General features: G+C 52.2%; 14 protein-coding genes and 1 tRNA gene. 12 read left to right on the forward strand and 3 right to left on the reverse strand.

Translation table 11 applies throughout. The annotated features are described in order from the left end of the window. The first annotated feature begins 2 nt into the window (after positions 1-2). From DPO_RS12855 to DPO_RS12880, 6 genes are all read left to right on the forward strand, one after another. Complete coding sequence (locus DPO_RS12855) at positions 3-401, forward strand: VanZ family protein (RefSeq protein ID WP_006966389.1); 399 nt, start codon at positions 3-5, stop codon at positions 399-401. A gap of 196 nt (positions 402-597) precedes the next feature. Then, positions 598-2,220 (forward strand): peptide chain release factor 3, encoded by a 1,623-nt coding sequence (locus DPO_RS12860; RefSeq protein ID WP_006966391.1) that lies wholly within the window; start codon positions 598-600, stop codon positions 2,218-2,220. A 14-nt stretch (positions 2,221-2,234) separates the two neighbouring features. Then, positions 2,235-3,323 carry a 3-phosphoserine/phosphohydroxythreonine transaminase gene (gene serC, locus DPO_RS12865; RefSeq protein WP_006966393.1) on the forward strand — a complete coding sequence of 363 codons (1,089 nt, stop codon included), beginning with the start codon at positions 2,235-2,237 and terminating at the stop codon, positions 3,321-3,323. Further along, positions 3,323-4,903 (forward strand): phosphoglycerate dehydrogenase, encoded by a 1,581-nt coding sequence (gene serA, locus DPO_RS12870; protein WP_040011918.1) that lies wholly within the window; start codon positions 3,323-3,325, stop codon positions 4,901-4,903. The genes serC and serA overlap by 1 nt, the downstream gene beginning before the upstream one ends. A 2-nt stretch (positions 4,904-4,905) precedes the next feature. Then, positions 4,906-8,502: a DUF3683 domain-containing protein gene (locus DPO_RS12875; RefSeq protein ID WP_006966397.1), complete on the forward strand. Its 3,597-nt coding sequence runs from the start codon at positions 4,906-4,908 to the stop codon at positions 8,500-8,502. Positions 8,503-8,504: 2 nt separating this feature from the next. Next, positions 8,505-9,215, forward strand: coding sequence for a 16S rRNA (uracil(1498)-N(3))-methyltransferase (locus DPO_RS12880; protein ID WP_006966403.1), 711 nt, complete (start codon positions 8,505-8,507; stop codon positions 9,213-9,215). An 11-nt stretch (positions 9,216-9,226) separates the two neighbouring features. Here DPO_RS12880 and DPO_RS12885 read toward each other — a convergent pair whose 3' ends face one another. Continuing rightward, a complete protein-coding gene (locus DPO_RS12885) occupies positions 9,227-11,089 on the reverse strand; it encodes an ABC-F family ATP-binding cassette domain-containing protein (RefSeq protein ID WP_006966405.1) in 1,863 nt (620 codons plus the stop codon). Positions 11,090-11,102: 13 nt separating this feature from the next. Continuing rightward, positions 11,103-11,288, reverse strand: a complete 186-nt coding sequence (locus DPO_RS12890) for a hypothetical protein (protein WP_236609957.1) — start codon at positions 11,286-11,288, stop codon at positions 11,103-11,105. Here DPO_RS12890 and DPO_RS25690 point away from each other — a divergent pair. From DPO_RS25690 to DPO_RS12905, 4 genes are all read left to right on the forward strand, one after another. After that, positions 11,282-11,425: a hypothetical protein gene (locus DPO_RS25690; RefSeq protein ID WP_169435012.1), complete on the forward strand. Its 144-nt coding sequence runs from the start codon at positions 11,282-11,284 to the stop codon at positions 11,423-11,425. The genes DPO_RS12890 and DPO_RS25690 overlap by 7 nt on opposite strands. A 91-nt stretch (positions 11,426-11,516) precedes the next feature. After that, a complete protein-coding gene (locus DPO_RS12895) occupies positions 11,517-12,197 on the forward strand; it encodes a response regulator transcription factor (protein WP_006966409.1) in 681 nt (226 codons plus the stop codon). Next, positions 12,190-13,593: a sensor histidine kinase gene (locus tag DPO_RS12900; RefSeq protein WP_006966410.1), complete on the forward strand. Its 1,404-nt coding sequence runs from the start codon at positions 12,190-12,192 to the stop codon at positions 13,591-13,593. Before DPO_RS12895 ends, DPO_RS12900 begins: the two co-directional genes overlap by 8 nt. A gap of 104 nt (positions 13,594-13,697) precedes the next feature. Then, positions 13,698-15,113, forward strand: coding sequence for a DegQ family serine endoprotease (locus DPO_RS12905; protein ID WP_006966411.1), 1,416 nt, complete (start codon positions 13,698-13,700; stop codon positions 15,111-15,113). A gap of 101 nt (positions 15,114-15,214) precedes the next feature. On the opposite strand, the gene DPO_RS12910 is transcribed toward DPO_RS12905, so the two are convergent. Next, positions 15,215-15,290: transfer RNA gene (locus DPO_RS12910), tRNA-Ala, on the reverse strand. A 170-nt stretch (positions 15,291-15,460) separates the two neighbouring features. Between DPO_RS12910 and DPO_RS12915 the strand changes: the two genes are divergently transcribed. Together DPO_RS12915 and DPO_RS12920 are read left to right on the forward strand one after the other, a co-directional pair. Beyond that, positions 15,461-17,356 carry a SurA N-terminal domain-containing protein gene (locus DPO_RS12915; RefSeq protein ID WP_006966412.1) on the forward strand — a complete coding sequence of 632 codons (1,896 nt, stop codon included), beginning with the start codon at positions 15,461-15,463 and terminating at the stop codon, positions 17,354-17,356. Further along, positions 17,301-20,216, forward strand: coding sequence for a M16 family metallopeptidase (locus tag DPO_RS12920; RefSeq protein ID WP_006966413.1), 2,916 nt, complete (start codon positions 17,301-17,303; stop codon positions 20,214-20,216). Before DPO_RS12915 ends, DPO_RS12920 begins: the two co-directional genes overlap by 56 nt. Positions 20,217-20,241 lie beyond the last annotated feature (25 nt).

Here is a 20,241-nt window from a genome sequence, read left to right on the forward strand (position 1 = left end):
GGATGTCTTACAGCAGAAAAAAACAATGGCTGGCGTTATTGTTCACAGCGGTGGTGATTCTGATCATGGCCGGATCCCTCATGCCCATGGCGGAAATACCGGAGTCTGAAAAAACATGGCAGGAAAAAATAATGTCTATGATCTTCAACCTGATGCATGTTCCCATGTATGGGGTATTGACCCTGGTGTCTCTTTATTATTTTGCGCACATCCGGTTTTCCCGGCGGGCCGGCACAATAGTCACCATTGTGATTGCCATGTCTGTGGGGGTTCTTGTGGAGGTGCTTCAGATGTATGTGCCGGGCCGTTTTGGCAGTTTGTCTGATATCGGGTTGAATGCCGCCGGCATGGCCGGAGGACTGATCTTGTTTTATAAAATTCGTTGCAAATCAGGAGGATAGAGGGTCTTAACCCTTATTTTTTGTTTTTTCAAACACCGGCCATGGGGCATCCATGGCCGGTGTTGTTTTAAGAATGAATTGCCGGATGTAATGAAAAATGATAAACTGCAAGATTGATTATATAAAATATGCGGCGGCAGGATATATGCAGCCCTGTCATGCAACAAACAGGAACAATGGACAAGGATGTCAGTGAATGGAATCAGACACCATAGACAGGGCAAGGGTTCGGGAGATCAATAAACGCCGGACCTTTGCCATTATTTCCCACCCGGATGCCGGGAAAACCACTTTGACCGAAAAACTGCTGCTGTTCGGCGGGGCCATCACCCAGGCCGGTGCCGTGAAATCCAGAAAAACCGACCGGGCCGCGTTGTCCGATTTTCTGTCCATTGAACAGGAACGCGGTATTTCCGTTTCCTCTTCAGTCATGAAGTTTGAATACAAAGGGTATGAGATCAATCTGCTGGACACGCCCGGGCATCAGGATTTTTCCGAAGATACCTACCGGGTGCTCACGGCCGTGGACTGCGCGGTCATGATCATCGACAATGCCAAAGGCGTGGAGCCCCAGACCCGGAAACTCATGGAGGTGTGCCGCATGCGCAACACCCCCATCATCACCTTTATCAACAAACTGGACAGGGAAGGGCTGGATCCGCTGGATATTTTCGAGGATATCGAAGACAAACTCCAGATCGAATGCGTGCCGTTGACATGGCCCATCGGCATGGGCAAGCGGTTTAAAGGGGTGTATAATTTCGAAACCAGAGAACTGGGGATTTTCACTCCGGGATATACGCCCAAAGATGATGACGGTATCATGATTCAGGATTTGTCCGACCCCCGGCTGGATGAACTGATCGCTTCATCCCAGGCGGATCAGCTCAGAGAAGATGTGGAGCTCATCAAAGGGGCATCCGATCCCTTTGACATGTCCTTGTATCTTTCCGGGACCCAGACCCCGGTGTTTTTCGGTTCAGCCATCAACAATTTCGGGGTCAAGGAAATGCTGGATGCGTTTGTGAAAATTGCGCCCCCGCCCGGGATCCGGCCGGCCCAGTCCCGGGATGTCAACCCCATGGAAAGCGATTTTTCAGGGTTTGCCTTTAAGATTCAGGCCAACATGGACCCGGAACACCGGGACCGGATCGCATTTTTCCGCATCTGTTCCGGCAAGTTTGTCAAAGGAATGAAGGTGAAGCATCACCGCATCGGAAAAGAGATCCGCCTGTCCAATGCCACCATGTTCATGGCCCAGGAACGCAGCCATGTGGAAGAAGCCTATCCCGGTGACATTATCGGGATCCACAATCACGGCACCATCAAGATCGGGGATACGTTCACCACCAAAGAGCCGTTGACATTTTTAGGGATTCCCAGTTTTGCGCCCGAGCATTTCCGGCGGGTCCTGCTCAAGGATCCCCTCAAGACCAAGTCGTTGAACAAGGGATTGACCCAGCTGGCTGAAGAAGGTACCATCCAGGTGTTCCGGCCGTTGATGGGAAACATGCACGTGATCGGAGCCGTGGGCGTGCTGCAGTTTGACGTGACCATGGCCCGGCTGAAAGCGGAATACAATGTCAATGCCGGGTATGAATCCATTGACCTGTCCGTGGCCAGATGGGTTACCTGCGAGGATGAAAAAATGCTGAAACTTTTCCGGCAGAAAAACGAGTCCAGCCTTGCCCTGGATGCGGAAGGGTGCCTGACGTTCATGACCACCAGCGAATATCAGCTGGGATTTGTCATGGAAGAATGGCCGGACATCCAATTTCACAAGACCCGGGAACACAATATCCAATCTTCTGGCTTTTGAAAGGAATATCCCTGATGACGGCACACCGAATCCATAATTTCAATGCCGGCCCGTCTGCATTGCCGTTGCCGGTTCTGGAAAAAATCCAGGCTTCGTTTTTGAATTTCAATGACTCCGGCATGTCCATCACTGAAATCAGTCACCGCTCCGCAAAGTTCGATGCTGTTCTCAATGGCGCCATTGACCGGGTGCGCCGGCTGCTGTCACTGAATTCTGACGATCATGTGCTCTTTATTCAGGGCGGAGCGTCGCTGCAGTTTGCCATGGTGCCCATGAATTTTTTAGGCCCAAACGATACCGCAGACTACATCAACACCGGGACCTGGTCCGCTAAAGCCATCAAAGAAGCACGGATTCAGGGGAAAACCATTCAGGTGATCGCGTCTTCCGAAGACCAGAATTTTTCGTATGTGCCCAAAACCATCTCCTGTACACCCGGGGCCCGGTATGTGCACGTCACTTCCAACAACACCATCAAAGGAACCCAGTTTGATCAGTTTCCTGAAACCTTTGAGATCCCTTTGGTGGCGGATATGTCTTCGGATATTTTTTCCCGGCCCCTGCCCATGGAAAAGTTCGGGCTCATTTACACGGGCGCCCAGAAAAATTTAGGCCCTTCCGGCGTCTGCATGGTCATTGTCAAAGAGGCGTTTCTGGAAACAGCCGAACAGCACCTGCCCACCATGCTGGCATACAAGACGTTTGCAGCCCACAACTCCATGTACAACACCCCGCCCTGTTTCGGCATCTACACCATTGACCTGGTGCTTGAATGGATTCAGGAAACCTTCGGCACACTTGAACGCATGGCGGAACATAATCAGCGCAAAGCCCGGATGCTGTACGATGTCATTGACGGGTCCGGTTTTTATCAGGCCACGGCCCAAAAAAATTCCCGGTCTTTGATGAATGTCACGTTCCGCCTGCCCACAGAAGACCTGGAAGACCGGTTTGTGGCAGAGGCCCTGGAAAACGGTCTGGGCGGGCTCAAAGGCCACCGGTCTGTGGGGGGGTGCCGGGCATCGATTTATAATGCGGTTCCCATGGAAAGTGTTGCCGCGCTTGCGGCATTCATGGAACGGTTTGAACAGGAGAAGGGATGATGAAAGTATTGGTCAGTGAAACAATGGATGAGGCCGGCATCGAGATTTTACAGCAGCAGCAGGAAATCGAAGTGGATATCCGAACCGATCTGGATCCGGAAGCACTCAGAACAATTATTCCCGCCTATGACGGACTGGCCATCCGGGGGGGAACCCGGGTGGACAAGTCTCTTCTGGATGCGGCCGTCAATCTCAAGGTGATTGCCCGGGCCGGGGTCGGTCTGGACAATGTGGACATTGACGAGGCCACCCGAAAAGGGGTGGCTGTGATGAACACGCCCGGCGGCAACACCGTGACCACGGCCGAACATGCCATAGCCATGCTCATGTCTTTGACCCGGAACATTCCCCAGGCCACGGCATCGTTAAAAGCGGGAAAATGGGAAAAAAACCGGCTGCTGGGCCGGGAAGTTTTCAACAAAACACTGGGAATCGTCGGTTTCGGCAATGTCGGTTCCGGGGTGGCCCATCTGGCCAAAGGCTTGAGAATGCGGGTGATGATTCATGACCCCAATATCTCCCGGGAACATATCGAAAAACAGGGATTCGAGTTTGTGGAACTGGATGACCTTTACAGCCGGGCGGATTACATTTCCGTGCATGTGCCCAAAATGGATGCCACCATCGATCTTCTGGATGCCGAGGCATTTGAAAAAATGAAACAGGGGGTCTATGTGATCCATTGTGCCCGGGGCGGGATCATCAACGAATCCGCGCTGTATGACGCTATTGTGTCCGGAAAAGTGGCAGGTGCGGCCCTGGACGGATTTTCCACAGAACCGCCCGGTGACCTGCCGCTGCTGGCATTGGATTCAGTCATTGCCACCCCCCATCTGGGAGGGTCCACCCGGGAGGCCCAGACCCATGTAGCTGTGGCGGCGGCCAGGCAGATCATCGCTTATCTGCTGCATGACACCGTGATCAATGCCGTGAATGTGCCGTCGGTCACCGGTGAGGTCCTGCGCCAGCTTAAACCGTTTTTATATCTGGCGGAAAAAATGGGTAAAATGCAGGCCCAGCTCATTTCAGGAGGGATCCGGGAGGTGCAGATCGAATATATGGGCAAATTTCCGGACCTGGACCTCAAACCGGTCACCATTGCCGCGATCAAGGGGCTGCTCAATGAATTCACTTCGTATGAAGTCAATACCGTGAATGCCATTTCCCTGGCCGGCAGCAAAGGGATCAAGATTTCCGAAGCCACATCGCCTGAGTCCGGGAATTTCATCAACCTGATCCGCATGACCGTGGTGACCGATATCCGGACCGATGTGGTGTCCGGCACGATTTTCGGCAAAGACCGGATCCGCATTGTCCGCATCAACAAATTCCGCCTGGAAGTGATTCCTGAAGGTCATCTGGGCCTGATTCACAACGTGGACAAGCCCGGTTCCATCGGTTCCATCGGCAATACCCTGGGAAAACACCATATCAATATCTCCCGCATGATGGTGGGCCGGGAGGAAGACGGCCAGCGCAACATCATTTTTCTGAAAACCGATACCCCGGTGCCGCCGGACGTGATTGCGGAAATCGAAGCCCTGGACCTGGTGGTGAGCATGAAAACCTTTGAGCTGTAGCCATGCGTGATCCAGAAAGAAAGATTCCCTATAACTACACATCGGCCGGGGATGACCCGATTATCCGGCATCTTTTCGGATCCGATGTACTGCAGATCATAAAGACCCTGGAAACCAAGAAAAACACCGGCCGCTCCGCCCGGCTGCTGTATCGGTTCATGGGGGATCTGTTCATCATCGGGCGGAATCCGTTCCTTTTTCAGGAGCTGGTGGCGCATCCGGTCCAGCGAAAGCAGCTGTTTTCCGAATTTGAAAAAGATCTGGACATCATTGAAAACGCTGCCAAACATCCCGAAGTGTTCCAGGTGCTGGATGCATGCAGGCAGACCCTGAAAAAACTGGTCAACCAAATCACCACCCAGGCAGGGTTTCACCGCAAAATTATGCGGGCGTTCCGCCCGATTGTCGGAAAGGACAACATTTATTTTGATCCGTTCACCCTGACGGCCCATGCCACCGACGCAACCGACTGGCGGCGGTTTCTGCCCAAAGCTGTGCTGCGGCCGGACAAGGAATCCCAGGTGCCGGAACTGGTGACAAAAATCCGTGAACTGGGATTGTGCATCATTCCCCGGGGTGGGGGCACCGGCCTGACCGGCGGGGCCACACCGCTCACGTCAGACTGTGTGATGATCAACACGGAAAAACTCAACCGCATCGGTGCCATTGCCCCTCTGGCTGAAGTCGGTGACGGCACCTGTTTTTCCATTGAGGTGCAGGCCGGGGTGCTGACCCAGGATGCCAAAGATGCGGCCCGGGATCAGGGACTGATATTTGCCACCGACCCCACATCCGCCTGGGCCTGTACCATTGGCGGCAACCTGGCGGAGAATGCCGGGGGAAAAACAGCGGTTTTGTTCGGCACGGCCTTAGACAATGTGTTGTCCTACCGCATTGTCATGCCGGACGGCAATGTGTACACCGTTTCCCGGAAAGGCCATCCGGGCCGGAAAATTCTGTATACTGATCCGGTGGTTTTTGATGTCTTTGATGACACCGGCGAAAAAGTCCGGACCATTGAACTGACCGGAGCGGATATCCGCAAAAAAGGCCTGGGAAAGGATGTCACCAATAAATATCTCAACGGACTTCCCGGTATTCAGAAAGAGGGATGTGACGGGATCATCACCTGGGCACAGTTCATCCTGTATCCGGAGTTTTCTTTTAAAAAAACCTGCTGCATCGAGTTTTTCGGCAATGACATGACCGAAGCCGGTCAGGTAATCACAGCCATCTCATCGACGTTTGCCCACAAGGATCCGGCGGTCATGGCCCTGGAACATTTTGACGAAGCCTATATCAAGGCCATTGACTATAAAACCAAAACTGCTCTGGGCAACCGGCTCAAAGCAGTGCTGCTGGTGGACCTGGTGTCCAATGATACCGACCGTCTCGACCAGGGGGTGACGACCCTGGCTTCCATTCTGGCGCCCTTTGAAAAAACCGGCCTGACCATTGCCCAAACCGATGAAGAAGCCACGCGCTTCTGGGAGGACCGCAAACGCTTAGGGGCCATTGCCGCCCATACCAACGCATTCAAGCTCAATGAGGACATTGTGCTGCCGTTGACGTCTTTGGCGCAGTTTGTCAAATTCGTGGACCAGACCAATCTGGAAGAAAAGGCGTTCAACCAGGCCCGGATCATTGACAATATGGTGGCCTACCTGGACCGGGCTGTGCCCCTGTCCGATCCCCAGTGGCTGAAAAAAAAAGTGGGACAGGCCAAGGATCTGGCCTGGTCCACCAAAAAAAAGCTGCCCATTGCCTCCAGAGATGCCCTGGAAGCAGGAATCCATGCCAAAAATTTCTATACCCATGTCTGTGAGAGTCTGCGGGGGTATACCCATATTCTGGAAAAACTGGAAACCATCTATGACACCACCCGGGCCCGTCTGATTGTGGTGGCTACTCACATGCATGCCGGAGACGGCAACGTGCATGTGAACATTCCGGTACTGTCCAATGACCGGGAAATGATGGAACGGGCCGCTCTGACCGCTGACCGGATCATGGAAAAGGCCGTGGCCCTGAACGGGGTGGTATCCGGAGAACACGGCATCGGCATCACCAAATTCAAATATCTGTCACCCGGAGCGGTTCAGGCACTGGATCAATACCGCAACCAGGTGGATCCGGACCGGATCATGAATCCGGGCAAACTGAGTGAACCTGATATTTTAAACAAGGTGTTCACGCCTTCTTTCAATCTGTTGAAGCTGGAAGCACGGATTTTAAAGCATGGCTCTTTGTATGATCTGGCCATGAACATTGCCAATTGTGTGCGGTGCGGCAAATGCAAGCCCATGTGTCCGGTGTTTTACCCGGAAAAAAACATGTTTTTCCATCCCCGGAACCGGAACCTGGCTCTGGGATCCCTGATTGAAGCGTTGCTCTACATCACCCAGCGGACCCGGTCCACTGGATTCCAGGTTCTGAAAAATTTAGAGGAGATTGCAGATCATTGTACCATCTGTCACCGGTGCCTGACCAAATGCCCGGTCAATATCGATTCCGGGGATATCACCATCGAGTCCAGGGAAATCCTTAAAACCATGCAGTTCAAGCACACCCCCCTGGCCACCCGGACCACGTTGAGATATCTGGCAGACAAGCGGCCGTTGCCGAACCAGCTGACCCGGCCGTGGCTGCTGGGCGCAGGGACTTTTTTCCAGCGCACCGGTGCCACGTTGCTGTCCCCGGTTGCCGGTGTCAAGCCGTTTTCCGGGATCCGGTCCATGCAGGTGCTGCGGTCTAAAATGCCCTGGCCGGATGCATCCACCCTCCGGTCCAAAGTTCCCATGACCCTGAAAAATCAGGCATTGGTCTTGGAACCTTTGGAACCGGCCATCTCCACGGTATTTTATTTTCCCGGATGCGGCAGTGAACGCATTTATTCACGGATTTCCAGAGCGGCCCTGTTTATTTTGCTGTCCCAACATCACCGGGTCATTCTGCCGCCGCCGTTTCTGTGCTGCGGGTATCCTTTTCTGGTCAATGCCCAGACCAAGCAATTCGAAGAACTGGCGTTGAAAAACACCATTGTTCTGACCCAGATCCGGGAGATGTTCAATGACCTGACCTTTGATGCCGTGGTGGTGTCCTGCGGCACCTGCATGGAATCCCTGGGCCATCTGGGTGTGGCCCAGATTTTCGAAGCCCCGGTAACCGATGTCAGTGAATATGTACTGGACCGCTGGACCCTGCCGGAACCGCCGGCAACCCCTTGTTTTTACCATGCGCCCTGCCATGATTCATTAAAAGACAAAGGAACCGCATTGCTGAAAACCCATGGGTTCACCGTGACTTCCGTGTCGCACTGCTGCTCCCAGGCCGGAACCATGGCCCTGTCCCGGCCGGATATCAGCCACAACATGCTGGTGCGCAAGCAGGACGCATTGACCCTGGCAGGCAATGTCACACAAAAACCCCGGGCACGGATTCTGACCAACTGCCCGTCCTGTGTGCAGGGTCTGGGACGGCTGACCGAGGTGACACCGGTTCATCTGGCCGAAGCTTTGGCCGAAGCCATGGGCGGGAGTCTTTGGAAAAACAAACGATTGGACGAATTGACTGCTTCCCGGGAAATTGTGACGTTCTGACCGTGAACCTGATTCTGCTGACCAAAGATGACTTGATTTCCACTGATCAGGTCTGCCTTACCGGCCGCCGCCATCACCATGTCCGGTCCGTGCTCAAAGCCGGGGCCGGAGATTCGGTGGCCTGCGGGATGGTCAATGGAAACATGGGATACGGCAGAATCCAGGACATGGATTCCCAAAAGCTGGTGATGCAGGTGACGATGAATCAGCCCCCTCCGACGTCCATACCGTTGATCCTGGTGCTGGCGTTGCCCCGGCCCAAAATGCTTCGCCGGATCATCCAGAATGTCACGGCCCTGGGGGTCAAGCAGATCTTTCTGGTGAATTCCTGGCGGGTGGAAAAAAGTTTCTGGCAGAGCCCGTTTCTGGATGATGATAATCTGGTGCAGTACCAGCGGCTGGGCCTGGAGCAGGCAAAAGACACGGTCATGCCGGATATCAGCAAAAAGCGGTTTTTCAGCCGGTTTGTCAAAAATGAACTGCCGGCGGTATCAAGCGGCACCCGGTGCATCACCGCCCACCCCAAAACTGAACAGATCTGTCCGGCCGGTGTGAATCAGCCGGTGACCCTGGCGGTGGGACCGGAAGGCGGGTGGATCGATCTGGAAGTCAAGACCCTGGAAGATATCGGATTTGACACCTGTGCGATGGGACAGCGGATTCTGACCGTTGAAACCGCTGTCACCAGCCTGATTTCCCGGTTGTTTGTCTGACCGGTATCCGATTATTTGCCGGCGTCCGCTTTTTTTTGTTCCAGTTCATCCCAGCGGGTATACAATGCCTGGACCCGGGCTTCCGCCTTTTCCAGGTCCCGGCAGATATTTGCCATTTGGACGGGATCTGCCATAACTTCCGGGTCCTGAACACGGGCACTCAGATCAGTGACCCGGGCTTCCGCTTCCAGAATGGTGTCTTCCATATGTTCCAGTTCATACTTGTCCTTGAAAGAAAAAACAAGTCCGGATCCAGGACCGGTCCGGGTCTCTGAAACGGGTTTTGATGCTGAGGCAGGACCGGATTTTGCTTCTGGTCCGGAAGCGGGCGCCGTTTTTTCAGTTCCCGGACTTTTCCGGGTGACTGCTGAAAAAATCTGGCTGAAATTTTTATAAAAATCAGGCGGTGAATCCGGGTCCAGAAACAGCATCCGGTGACAGACCCGATCCATGAGATACCGGTCATGGGAAACGATCACCACGGCACCGGGAAATTCTTTGATCCGCTGCTCCAAAACTTCCAAAGACAGGATGTCCAGATCATTGGTGGGCTCGTCCAACAGCAGCACGTCCGCCGGCTGCAGCATCAGGTTTGCCAGAACGATCCGGGCTTTTTCACCGCCAGACAACCGGCCCACCGGCATGTCCAGCTGATCCGGCATAAACAGAAACCGCTTGGCCCAGGTGACCACATGCACGCTTTTTTCCTGGTAATGGACGGAATCTCCGCCGGCCGGATTCAATGCCTCCCGCAGCAGGCTGTCGGGATCCAGCCGGGTTCTGTTTTGATCAAACACCGCAATTTTCAGTCCGTCCGCCCATTTGACCGTGCCCTGGTCCGGGGACAGTTTTTTTTCCAGCAAAGACAGAAACGTGGATTTGCCGGATCCGTTGACCCCCACCACACCCAGACAGAATCCAGGCCCCATCTCAAACGTGATGCCGGAAAACAGCGGTTGTTGTCCATACCCTTTGGTCAGGTTGTGCACCTGGATCAATTTCCGGGTCTGGCGGCCGGTGCCGGTGAAATCCATGTCCACCCGGGCCGTGTGGCGGTTTCTTTCCCTGAGTGCTTCCAGGGCCTGACGTAAATTTTCTGCCTGATCAATGCGGAACTTGGCTTTGGTGGACCGGGCCTTGGCCCCCTGGCGGAGCCATTCATCTTCCCGCCGCATTTTGCTGGCCATGGATGCCTGCTGTTTTTCCTGGGCCGCCAGAAATTTGTTTCGTTCCTGTTCAAACATCCGGTAACCGCCCTGGAACTTGAAATATCCTTTGGGATAATATTTTGCAATTTCCAGGGTCCCGGCACAGGTGTTTTCCAGGAATGCCCGGTCATGACTCACCACGATAAAGGAAAACAACGCAGATTTCAGAATCTGTTCCAGCCACAAAATGCCATGAATATCCAGATGGTTGGTGGGTTCGTCCAATAACAGAAGATTCGGATCCATGCACAGGGAACGGGTGATGGCCAGCCGTTTTTTCCATCCCCCGGACAGGTTTTTAACCTGGACAGTTGTATCTACAAATCCTCCTTTTCCCAGGGCCTGATTTACCCGGCGGTGTTTTTCTTTGTCATCCATGGGTAACTGAGCCAGGCAGTCAAACAGCACGGTTTCCACGGTATGTTCCGGATTCAGGCGGTCTTCCTGGGAAAGGTACACGATGCGGCAGTTTTTTTGAACGCTGATCACTCCGGTATCTGGTAATGCTTCACCGGCAATGAGTTTGAGCAATGTGGATTTGCCGCTGCCGTTGTTGCCGATCAGTCCCAGTTGTTCCCCGGCTTTGAAATCAATATTCAGGTCTGAAAAAAGGGTATCATCCCCATAGGATTTGGATATGTCGGACAAGGCAAAAAAAACGGACATAAAACACCTGATATTAGGAATGGTTGCGGATGCGTCGGTAGACCCGGATCATTTTGATCAAAAACGTGATGGCCAGGGCCGCACTGATTAAAAGCACAAAGCTGGCGGCAAAAAAGGTCATGATAAAAGAAAACGGATCCGGCAGTTGATACGAGGATATCAGCAGATCCAGGCCGAACAGGAAAAAAAATATTGACACAAAAAGCAGCAGTATCTGAAAAATCCACCACGTATGTTTTAATTGAACCAAAAATGTATCCTTGGGGGAATGTTGACAAAAAAGTTGTGGCACACCTTACTGGTTCAAGCAAAAAAAATCAAATCAATATTGATTAATCCCCCGGGGTTCCTATAATAAAGACTCATAGTAATCTGTATCGATCACACAGACAGCCAAACCGTTTCAATCCAGGGAGAAACCGCATTCATGAGAATCCTGCTGGTGGAAGATGATGAAAAAATTACCCGGTTTGTGGAAAAAGGGCTTGATTCCGCCGGATTTGCAGTGGATACCGCCGCCACCGGACCTTTGGGGTTTGAAAAAGCGTTTGATACGTCTTATGATGCATTGGTCATCGATATCATGCTCCCGGAAATGGACGGGTTTTCTCTGATTCGCCGCATTCGAAAACACAAAAACAATACGCCCATTATTGTGCTGAGCGCCCGGGGCCGGGTGGATGATCGTGTCAAAGGGCTGGAGGCCGGGGCAGATGATTATCTCACCAAGCCCTTTGCATTTTCCGAACTGCTGGCCAGAATCCAGGCCCTGATCCGCCGGGCCAGCAATGTCACAGATCCGGTGGTGCTCACATGCAGGGATCTGAAAATGGATATCCTGAAACGGCGGGTGTTCCGGGAAAATAATCCCATCGATCTCCAGCCCCTGGAATTTTCTTTGCTGGAATACCTGCTGCGCAATAAAAACCGGGTGGTGTCCAAAACCATGATCATGGAGCATGTGTGGCAATATAATTTCGATCCTATGACCAATGTGGTGGAAGCCCGGATCTGCCGGTTAAGAGACAAAGTGGACAAAGATTACCCGAACCGCCTGATACATACCGTGCGCGGGGCCGGATATGTGATAAGGGATCCGGATGCCTGATCTGTTCAGGACCATCCGGTTCAGGTTGACGCTCTGGTTCACGGGTATTTTTTCCATCTCCGCTGCCGTGGCGTTTGTTCTGTTTTATTATCTGGCCGTCCAGACCCTCCAGGATCAGATCGATGAAGAGCTGATGGACAAAGCCGCTCAGTTTTCGTCTGTCATCCGTCAGAGCGGGATGAGAGGGGCCGGCAACCTGGCGGTGATCGAATCCAAGGCCGCCGGCGAAAAAATGATTTTTTTCAGACTCCTGTATCCCACAGGCGAGGTGTTTGCGTCCTCCCACATGTCTTACTGGAAAGATATCCAGGTGGACCATGATCTGCTGCACCAGCTGATAGAGAAAAAATCCCCGGTGTTTGATACCCGCATGATGGACAACGTTCACAAGGCCCGAATTTTATACACATTTGTGGCACACAATGCGATTTTGCAGACCGGGGTCACCATGGAATCCCAGTCCCGGTTTCTCGGTGCGTTCAAGCGCGTGTTCATGGTGGCCATGGGTTTTATTGTGGGGTTTTCCGCTTTGTCCGGGTGGTTTCTGGTGCAAAAAGCCCTGTCCCGGGTGGACACCATCACCCGCACCGCCAAAAGCATCACCGGTTCCAGTCTCCAGAAACGGGTACCGGTCACGGGCAGCAAAGATGAGCTGGATGATCTGGCCAGCACCTTCAACCAGATGCTGGACCGGATCCAATCCCTGGTCAGCGGGATCCGGGAAATGGGAGACAACATGGCCCATGATCTGAAAAGTCCGGTCACCCGGATCCGGGGAACCGCTGAATTGACGCTGTTACAAGGAGAAACTTTGGAAGAATTTCATTCCATGGCTGCCGGCACCATTGAAGAATCAGACCGGCTTTTGGACATGATCAACACCATGCTGGTGATTTCCAGGACCCGGGCAGGGGAGGGGGATTTTCATTTTGAATCCATGGACCTGACTCAAATGATTCAGGAAGCCTGTGATCTGTTTGCCCCGGTGGCCGAAGACAAAGACATCGCCTTTTCCTGTTATGCGCCGGGCCGGTTTGAGGTAACGGCGGATGTGAACATGCTTCAGCGGGCATTTTCCAATCTGCTGGACAATGCCATCAAATATACGAATCCCGGGGGGCAGATCACGGTGCAGATGATCAAAAAAACTGATGCCTTGGTGGCAATTCAAATCACAGATACCGGTCCGGGAATTGCCTTGCAGTTTCACGAGCGGATTTTTGACCGGTTTTTCCGGGTAGAATCCTCCCGGACCAGTCCGGGCAGCGGCTTGGGGTTGTCTTTTGCCAGAGCCATTGTCAGAGAGCATAAAGGGGATATTCATGTCAAAAGCAGCCCCGGGGAGGGCGCCTGCTTTACGCTCACATTGCCATATTGTAATTTTCAGGTCATTTAAAAATCATCTTTCAGTATTATAATATTCTTACAAAAGGAAAAGATCTGTTTAAACCAGGCGTTGATTGATTTTTTTCAAATTCAATATTCAAAAAGGAGAATACCATGAAACATTTGAACAAAACGCATCTGATTCTCACGTTGCTGGTGAGTGTTTTTTTGCTGACATCCCTGCCGGTCTGGGCCGCTCAGAATCAAAAAATGATCCCGGCCGGGTTTTCCGATCTGGCCAAAACAGCCAAGGCCGGGGTGGTCAATATCCAGACCGTGAAAACCGTTCAGGGCGGGGGCCGGGTGTTTGAACATTTTTTCGGTCATCCCTTTGGAAACCGGGAAGGGCTTGAAGAATTTTTCGGCCCGTTTTTCAATCCCCAGCCCCAGAACCGCAAGGAACAGAGTCTGGGGTCCGGATTCATCATTTCCAAAGACGGTTATATTGTCACCAATCATCATGTGATCAAAGGCGCGGATGAGATTAAGGTGATTCTTCACGACAAAACAGAACTGGACGCAAAGATCGTGGGTACCGATCCCATGACGGACCTGGCGCTCATCAAGGTGGATGCCGAAAATTTACAGCCCTTGAAATTCGGCAAATCCAGCGAAGCGCCCATCGGTTCCTGGGTAGTTGCCATCGGCAGTCCCTTCGGGCTGGAACAGACCGTGACAGCGGGCATTATTTCCGCCAAAGGCCGGATCATCGGTTCCGGACCCTATGATGACTTTATCCAGACCGATGCCTCCATCAACCCGGGCAACAGCGGCGGACCGTTGCTGAACCTGGACGGTGAGGTCATCGGAATCAACACCGCCATTGTGAGATCCGGCCAGGGCATCGGGTTTGCCATCCCGTCCGATCTGGCCACCGGTATTATCGATCAGCTCATCGACACCCAGCAGGTTTCCCGGGGTTGGATGGGCGTGGCCATCCAGAACATCACACCGGAACTGGCGGAATATTACGGCATCGATTCCACCAGCGGTGTGTATGTGGCCAAAGTGTATGAAGACAATCCCGCCCATGAAGCCGGAATCAAATCCGGGGATGTGATTCTTGAGGTGAATGGAGAAAAAATCGAAACCTCCCGGGATCTGACCCTGACCATCGCCAATCTCAAGGTGGATGAGACCGTGGATGTGAAAATCATCCGGGAAGGCAAGGAAAAAACCGTGAAGGTCAAACTGGGAAAACGCCCGGATCAGGATCCGGAAGTGATGGCATCACTGGGTGAATTCGACAGTTTCGGGTTCAAGTTCAAGGAGCTGGATGCCGCCACTGCCCAGCGCCTGGGATATCCTGAAGAAGTCAAAGGACTGATTGTCACTGAAATCAAACCGGATTCTCCGGCCGAAAGTTCCGGGGTCCGGACCGGAGACCTGCTCCTGGAGCTCAACCGCCAGCGGATTACTGATCTGACATCCTATCATGAGGTGTTATCCCGCATTGAACAAGGCCGGACCGCCCAGCTGCTGTTCAGAAGAGGCAACAGCCATGTGTATGTGGTGCGGTTTGAAAAATAAAGACAACGGTTAAAACCAGCTGAAATTAAAAAACCTTCCTGCAAATAGGTTCTGCAGGAAGGTTTTTTTATCTGATAAAATTTATGTGATCTGTATTAATTTGGTGGAGCTGAGGGGGATCGAACCCCTGACCTTACGGCTGCCAGCCGTACGCTCTCCCAGCTGAGCTACAGCCCCACATCGAAATGATGGTGATTAATAATCGAATCGCGGGCCGGTGTCAACAAAAAAAATATTTTTTTCAGAGCAACCCGAGGATTTGAATTAAACATTGACATCCGGTTTTGTGAAAAGATATTATATAAAATTTGTTAACTTTTACTATATGATGTACGAAGGAGAGCGGCATGCTGCGTTATCTGCGGGAGAATTCAGGCAACTGGATTATCAAGATTTTTCTGGGTATCATCGTGGTGGTGTTTGTATTTCTGGGGGTGGGATCCATGAATTCCGGCCGGGACGATTCCGTGGCGTCGGTGAATGATACCCCCATCACGGTTGAAGAGTTTCAACTGGCCTACAAGAATCTGGTGGAACAGATGCGGAACCGCTTTCAGGACAACCTGACCGATGATCTGTTAAAGGCGTTGAATGTCAAGCAGCAGGCCCTGAATACCCTGATTGAAGAAAAACTGATGGCGGAACAGGCCGATGCCTTCGATATCCGGGTCACGGATTCTGAACTGCAGGAATCCATTCTGAACATGGAGGTGTTCCACAAAGACGGCCGGTTTGATATGGAATTGTATAAACGGCTGCTGGGGCTCAACTCTCTGACCCCTGAAATGTTTGAACAGCTCCAGCGTGCCCAGTTGAGAACCCAAAAACTTCAGGACATGATTGTGAGCGCCGTGTCTGTCTCAGATATGGAAGCACGCAGTTTTTATGACTTTCACAACACATCCAGGAAAGTGGATTACATTCAAGTGGATCCGGCTGACATTTCTGATATTTCCGTGACCCCGGAACAGATTCAGGCCCATTACGAAGAAAACAAGGCCAGATATCAATCAGAGCCCAAACGCAAAGCAGCCTTTATCCGATATTCTCCCCGGGATTATCAGGATCAGGTCACCATTACCCAAGAACAGATCACTGGGTATTATGAACAGCATGCGGAAGAATTTGAAATACCTGAACAGGTGGAAGCCAGTCATATTTTGATTCAAGTGGATGAAACCGCAGATGAAACTGCCGTGGAAACAGCGAAAAACCAGGCCATGGCCGTTTATGAGCGTGCTGTGAAAGGTGAAGATTTTGCTGAACTGGCAAAAGAAACCTCCCAGGGACCTTCCAAAGAAGACGGGGGATACCTGGGAAAATTTGACAGAAACAGCATGATCCCATCCTTTTCTGAGGCTGCATTTGCCATGCAGCCCGGGGAAATTTCCGAACCGGTGAAAACCCGGTTCGGCTGGCATGTGATCAAGGTGATGGACCGGTTTGACGCCCATACAAAATCTTTGGACGAAGTGGCCGAAGATATCAAAACCCGGCTTAAACAGGAAGAAATGCAGCAACTGGCCTATTACAGAGCGGAAGATGCGTTTGATGCAGTCATTGATGGAGACACCTTAGAACAGGTGGGATTGATGACTCAGAAAGAAGTCAGGACCACAGACGCGTTTGATGCACAAGGCAATGGACTGGAACTGGACAATCCCCCGGGTTTCGCCCGGGCCGCGTTTGAGATTCAGCCCCAGCAGATCAGTGATATCCGGCAGATCGGGGATGATTATTTTTTGATCAAGGTCACTGAAACCATTGAACCGGTCCAGCTGCCCCTGGAAGCGGTAACCGATCAGATCACACAAGAACTGGAAAACAAATTCCGTGTAACCGCAGCTGAAACCCGGGCCAAAGAGCTGCTTGAGGCGGCAAAAACCGCTGGAAACCTTGAAAAAACCGCCCTGGAAAATAATCGGACGGTGTCCAGCACCGACTGGTTTACCCGAAATGAGACTGTCCAGGAAGTCGGGCGATCCGAGGCGTTCATAAATGCCGCATTCCAACTGACGCCGGAAAATCCGCTGCACCCGGACGTGTTACAGACTGACCAGGGATTTTTTATCATTGCGTACAATGACCAGAAGGCTCCGGAAGAAAATGAGGCCCAGGAAAATCTGGCGGACATAAAATCCCAGCTGTTACAGGCAAAACAAGGACAGTACTTTCAGGCATGGATCAATGAACTTAAAGAAAAAAGCGATATTGAAATCAATTCACGGCTCATCGATGGATAAAAAGCGCTCTCTGAACCGATATCTGGTACAGATCGGTTGTCTGGTATGGGCCTTGCTGATCGGAACGGGCGCCTGGCTTACCCCGGCCGGACATGCGCTGCCCGTGGCTGCCGATCAGGTGATCAAGGATCCGGCCGTGGTTCACGGTACCTTGTCCAATGGATTTCAATATGTTCTCATGAAAAACACCACCCCCAAAGACCGGGTGGGTGTTTATTTGAACATATTTGCCGGTTCCGCCCATGAAACATCGGATGAACAGGGGATGGCCCATTATCTGGAACACATGCTGTTCAACGGCACCGAGCATTTTTCTCCGGGAGAACTGGTGACTTATTTCCAGTCCATCGGTATGGATTTCGGTGCGGATGTGAATGCGAGCACCTCTTTTTTTCATACAGTCTATGATTTGACACTGCCCAACGGGGATCAGGCACATCTTGAGGATGCCCTGAAGGTGCTCAAAGATTATGCGGCCGGCGCACTGCTTCTGGAAGAGGAGATCGACCGGGAACGGGGAATCATCCTGGCGGAAAAACAGGAGCGGGACTCCGTGTCCTACCGGACCTTTAAATCCACTTTCTCGTTTGAACTGCCGGGATCCATTCTGCCAAAGCGCATGCCCATCGGTGAAGAACCGGTGATTGAAACCACGGATCAAAAACAGCTCAGACAGTTTTATGATCGATGGTACCGGCCGGATAACATGGTTTTGATCATGGTCGGGGATATGGATATCCAGGCGGCTGAAAAATGGATCACCGCCCGGTTTCAATCCCTTGAACCCCGGATCCCGGAAAGTCTGTATGCACCCAAAGGCATCCAATGGGACTCCCATGAGGGCATCAAACCGTTTTATCTGTTTGAGCCGGAAGCAGGTAACACACAGATTACAATTGAACGGATCGAATATACGGATTTTGCCTATGAAACCGAAGACAGTCTCAAGCTCAAGATGACCCGGAACCTGGCAGATAACATGCTGGATCATCGCCTGTCCCGCATGATTCAGGAAGGCAGCGTGGATTTTTCTTCGGCATCCGCATATTCCGGCCGGTTTCTCAATTATATAAACGCTGCGGCGGTCACTGCTAAATGTGATGCCAAACACTGGGATACCAGTCTGGCTCAACTGGAAAAATTACTGCGCCAGGCGTTTGAAACCGGGTTCACACAAAAAGAACTGGACCGGGTCAAAGCGGATTTCCTGGCTGACCTGGAAACATCCGTCCGGCAGGCTGACACCCGGAAGACATCAAACCTGGCAAGATCGCTGCTCACGTCTGTTCAAACCAGGAACTGGTTTTTATCCCCTGTCCAGGCAAAAGATCTGCTGACCCCGTTTGTGGAAAGTTTGTCTGTGGATCAGGTGAACACGGCATTTCAGACATCCTGGAATCCGGATCACCGCCTGGTGATGGTCACCGGGAACGCAGACATTGCATCAAATTCTTCCGAATCCGCTGAACAGGCTATTTTAAACGGATTCAATGACAGTGCCCGCCAAAAAGCGAATCTGTTTCAGCCGGAACTTTCCACCAGCTTTCCTTATCTTCCGGTTCCTGAAACACCGGCGGCCATTCAGAGTATAGAAAAAAATGTCAAAGATCTGGAGATTTCCCGGATCGATTTTGACAACCAGATCCGGCTGAATCTTAAGCAAACCGATTTTCAGAAAGGCCGGTTTCTGTTCAAAGTGGTGTTCGGGCACGGCAGGTCCTGTGAACCGGCGGGCAAGCCCGGTATCGCGTTTATCAGCGAACAGACCGTGCATAAAAGCGGTTTGGGAAGCATGACCCTGGATCAATTGAATGCGGCATTGGCCGGCCGGGACGTGACCATGGAATTTACCGTGGAGGACACCTTTTTTTCCCTGAGCGGGTCTGCGGACCCCGGTGAGACCGAACTGGTGTTTCACCTGATCCGCTCGTTACTGACGGATCCGGGTTTCAAACAGGAAAGTCTTGACCTGGCCAAAAATCAGTACCGCCAGATGTATGAAGCCCTTAAACAGACCCCGGACGGCATCATGCGCATTAAAGGGGACCGGTTTCTGGCCAAAGGAAATCCCTGGTTCGGCATGCCCCATCCGGATGAGGTGGATCGCCTGACCTTAACCGATATCCAGTCCTGGCTCACCCCATATTTCAAGCAGGGGGGATTTGAGGTCTCCCTGGTGGGGGATTTTGATCCAGCCCAGGTGGTTTCCCATGCCCGCACGCTGTTGGGAGGATTTGCCTCCCCGGGAAACGAAGATCATTGCCAAAATGATCTGGATCCGGTTCAATTTCCTGAAGGGGAAAATCTGTCTTTAACCCTGGATACCAAGATCGATAAAGGCGTGGTGCGGATCGCTTTTTTAACCGATGATTACTGGGATGTGAATTTATCCCGGGCATTGTCCCTGCTGTCCCGGGTTCTGTCTGAACATTTGAGAATAACCATCCGGGAAAAACTGGGGGCCGCGTATTCGCCGTATGTTTACAATCACCCGTCCATGGTTCATGATGGATATGGGGTGTTGCAGATGGTGGTACCGGTGTCCCATGAATCTGTGGATCAGGTGATACAGACCCTTGATGAAATTATTGCAGACATCCGTGCCAATGGAATTTCCGCCCGGGAGACTGAACTGGCTCTGGCCCCGGTTCTCAAACAACTGGAGGTGTTGCGGGAAACCAATGCCTACTGGCTGAATTCCGTGATGGCAGGGTCACGACAACACCCTGAAAAACTGGACTGGGCCCACACCATTGTTCCTGAATACAGCGGGTTGACCCACGAAGAGATGACAAAACTGGCCGATACCTATCTGGATCTGAAAAAAGCCGCACGGATCCGTATTCTTCCGGCTCAGTAAAAAAAAGAGGAAAGGGAGCAGGGCT

Origin of the sequence: Desulfotignum phosphitoxidans DSM 13687 (assembly GCF_000350545.1) — a bacterium.
In the GTDB taxonomy this organism is placed as follows: domain Bacteria; phylum Desulfobacterota; class Desulfobacteria; order Desulfobacterales; family Desulfobacteraceae; genus Desulfotignum; species Desulfotignum phosphitoxidans.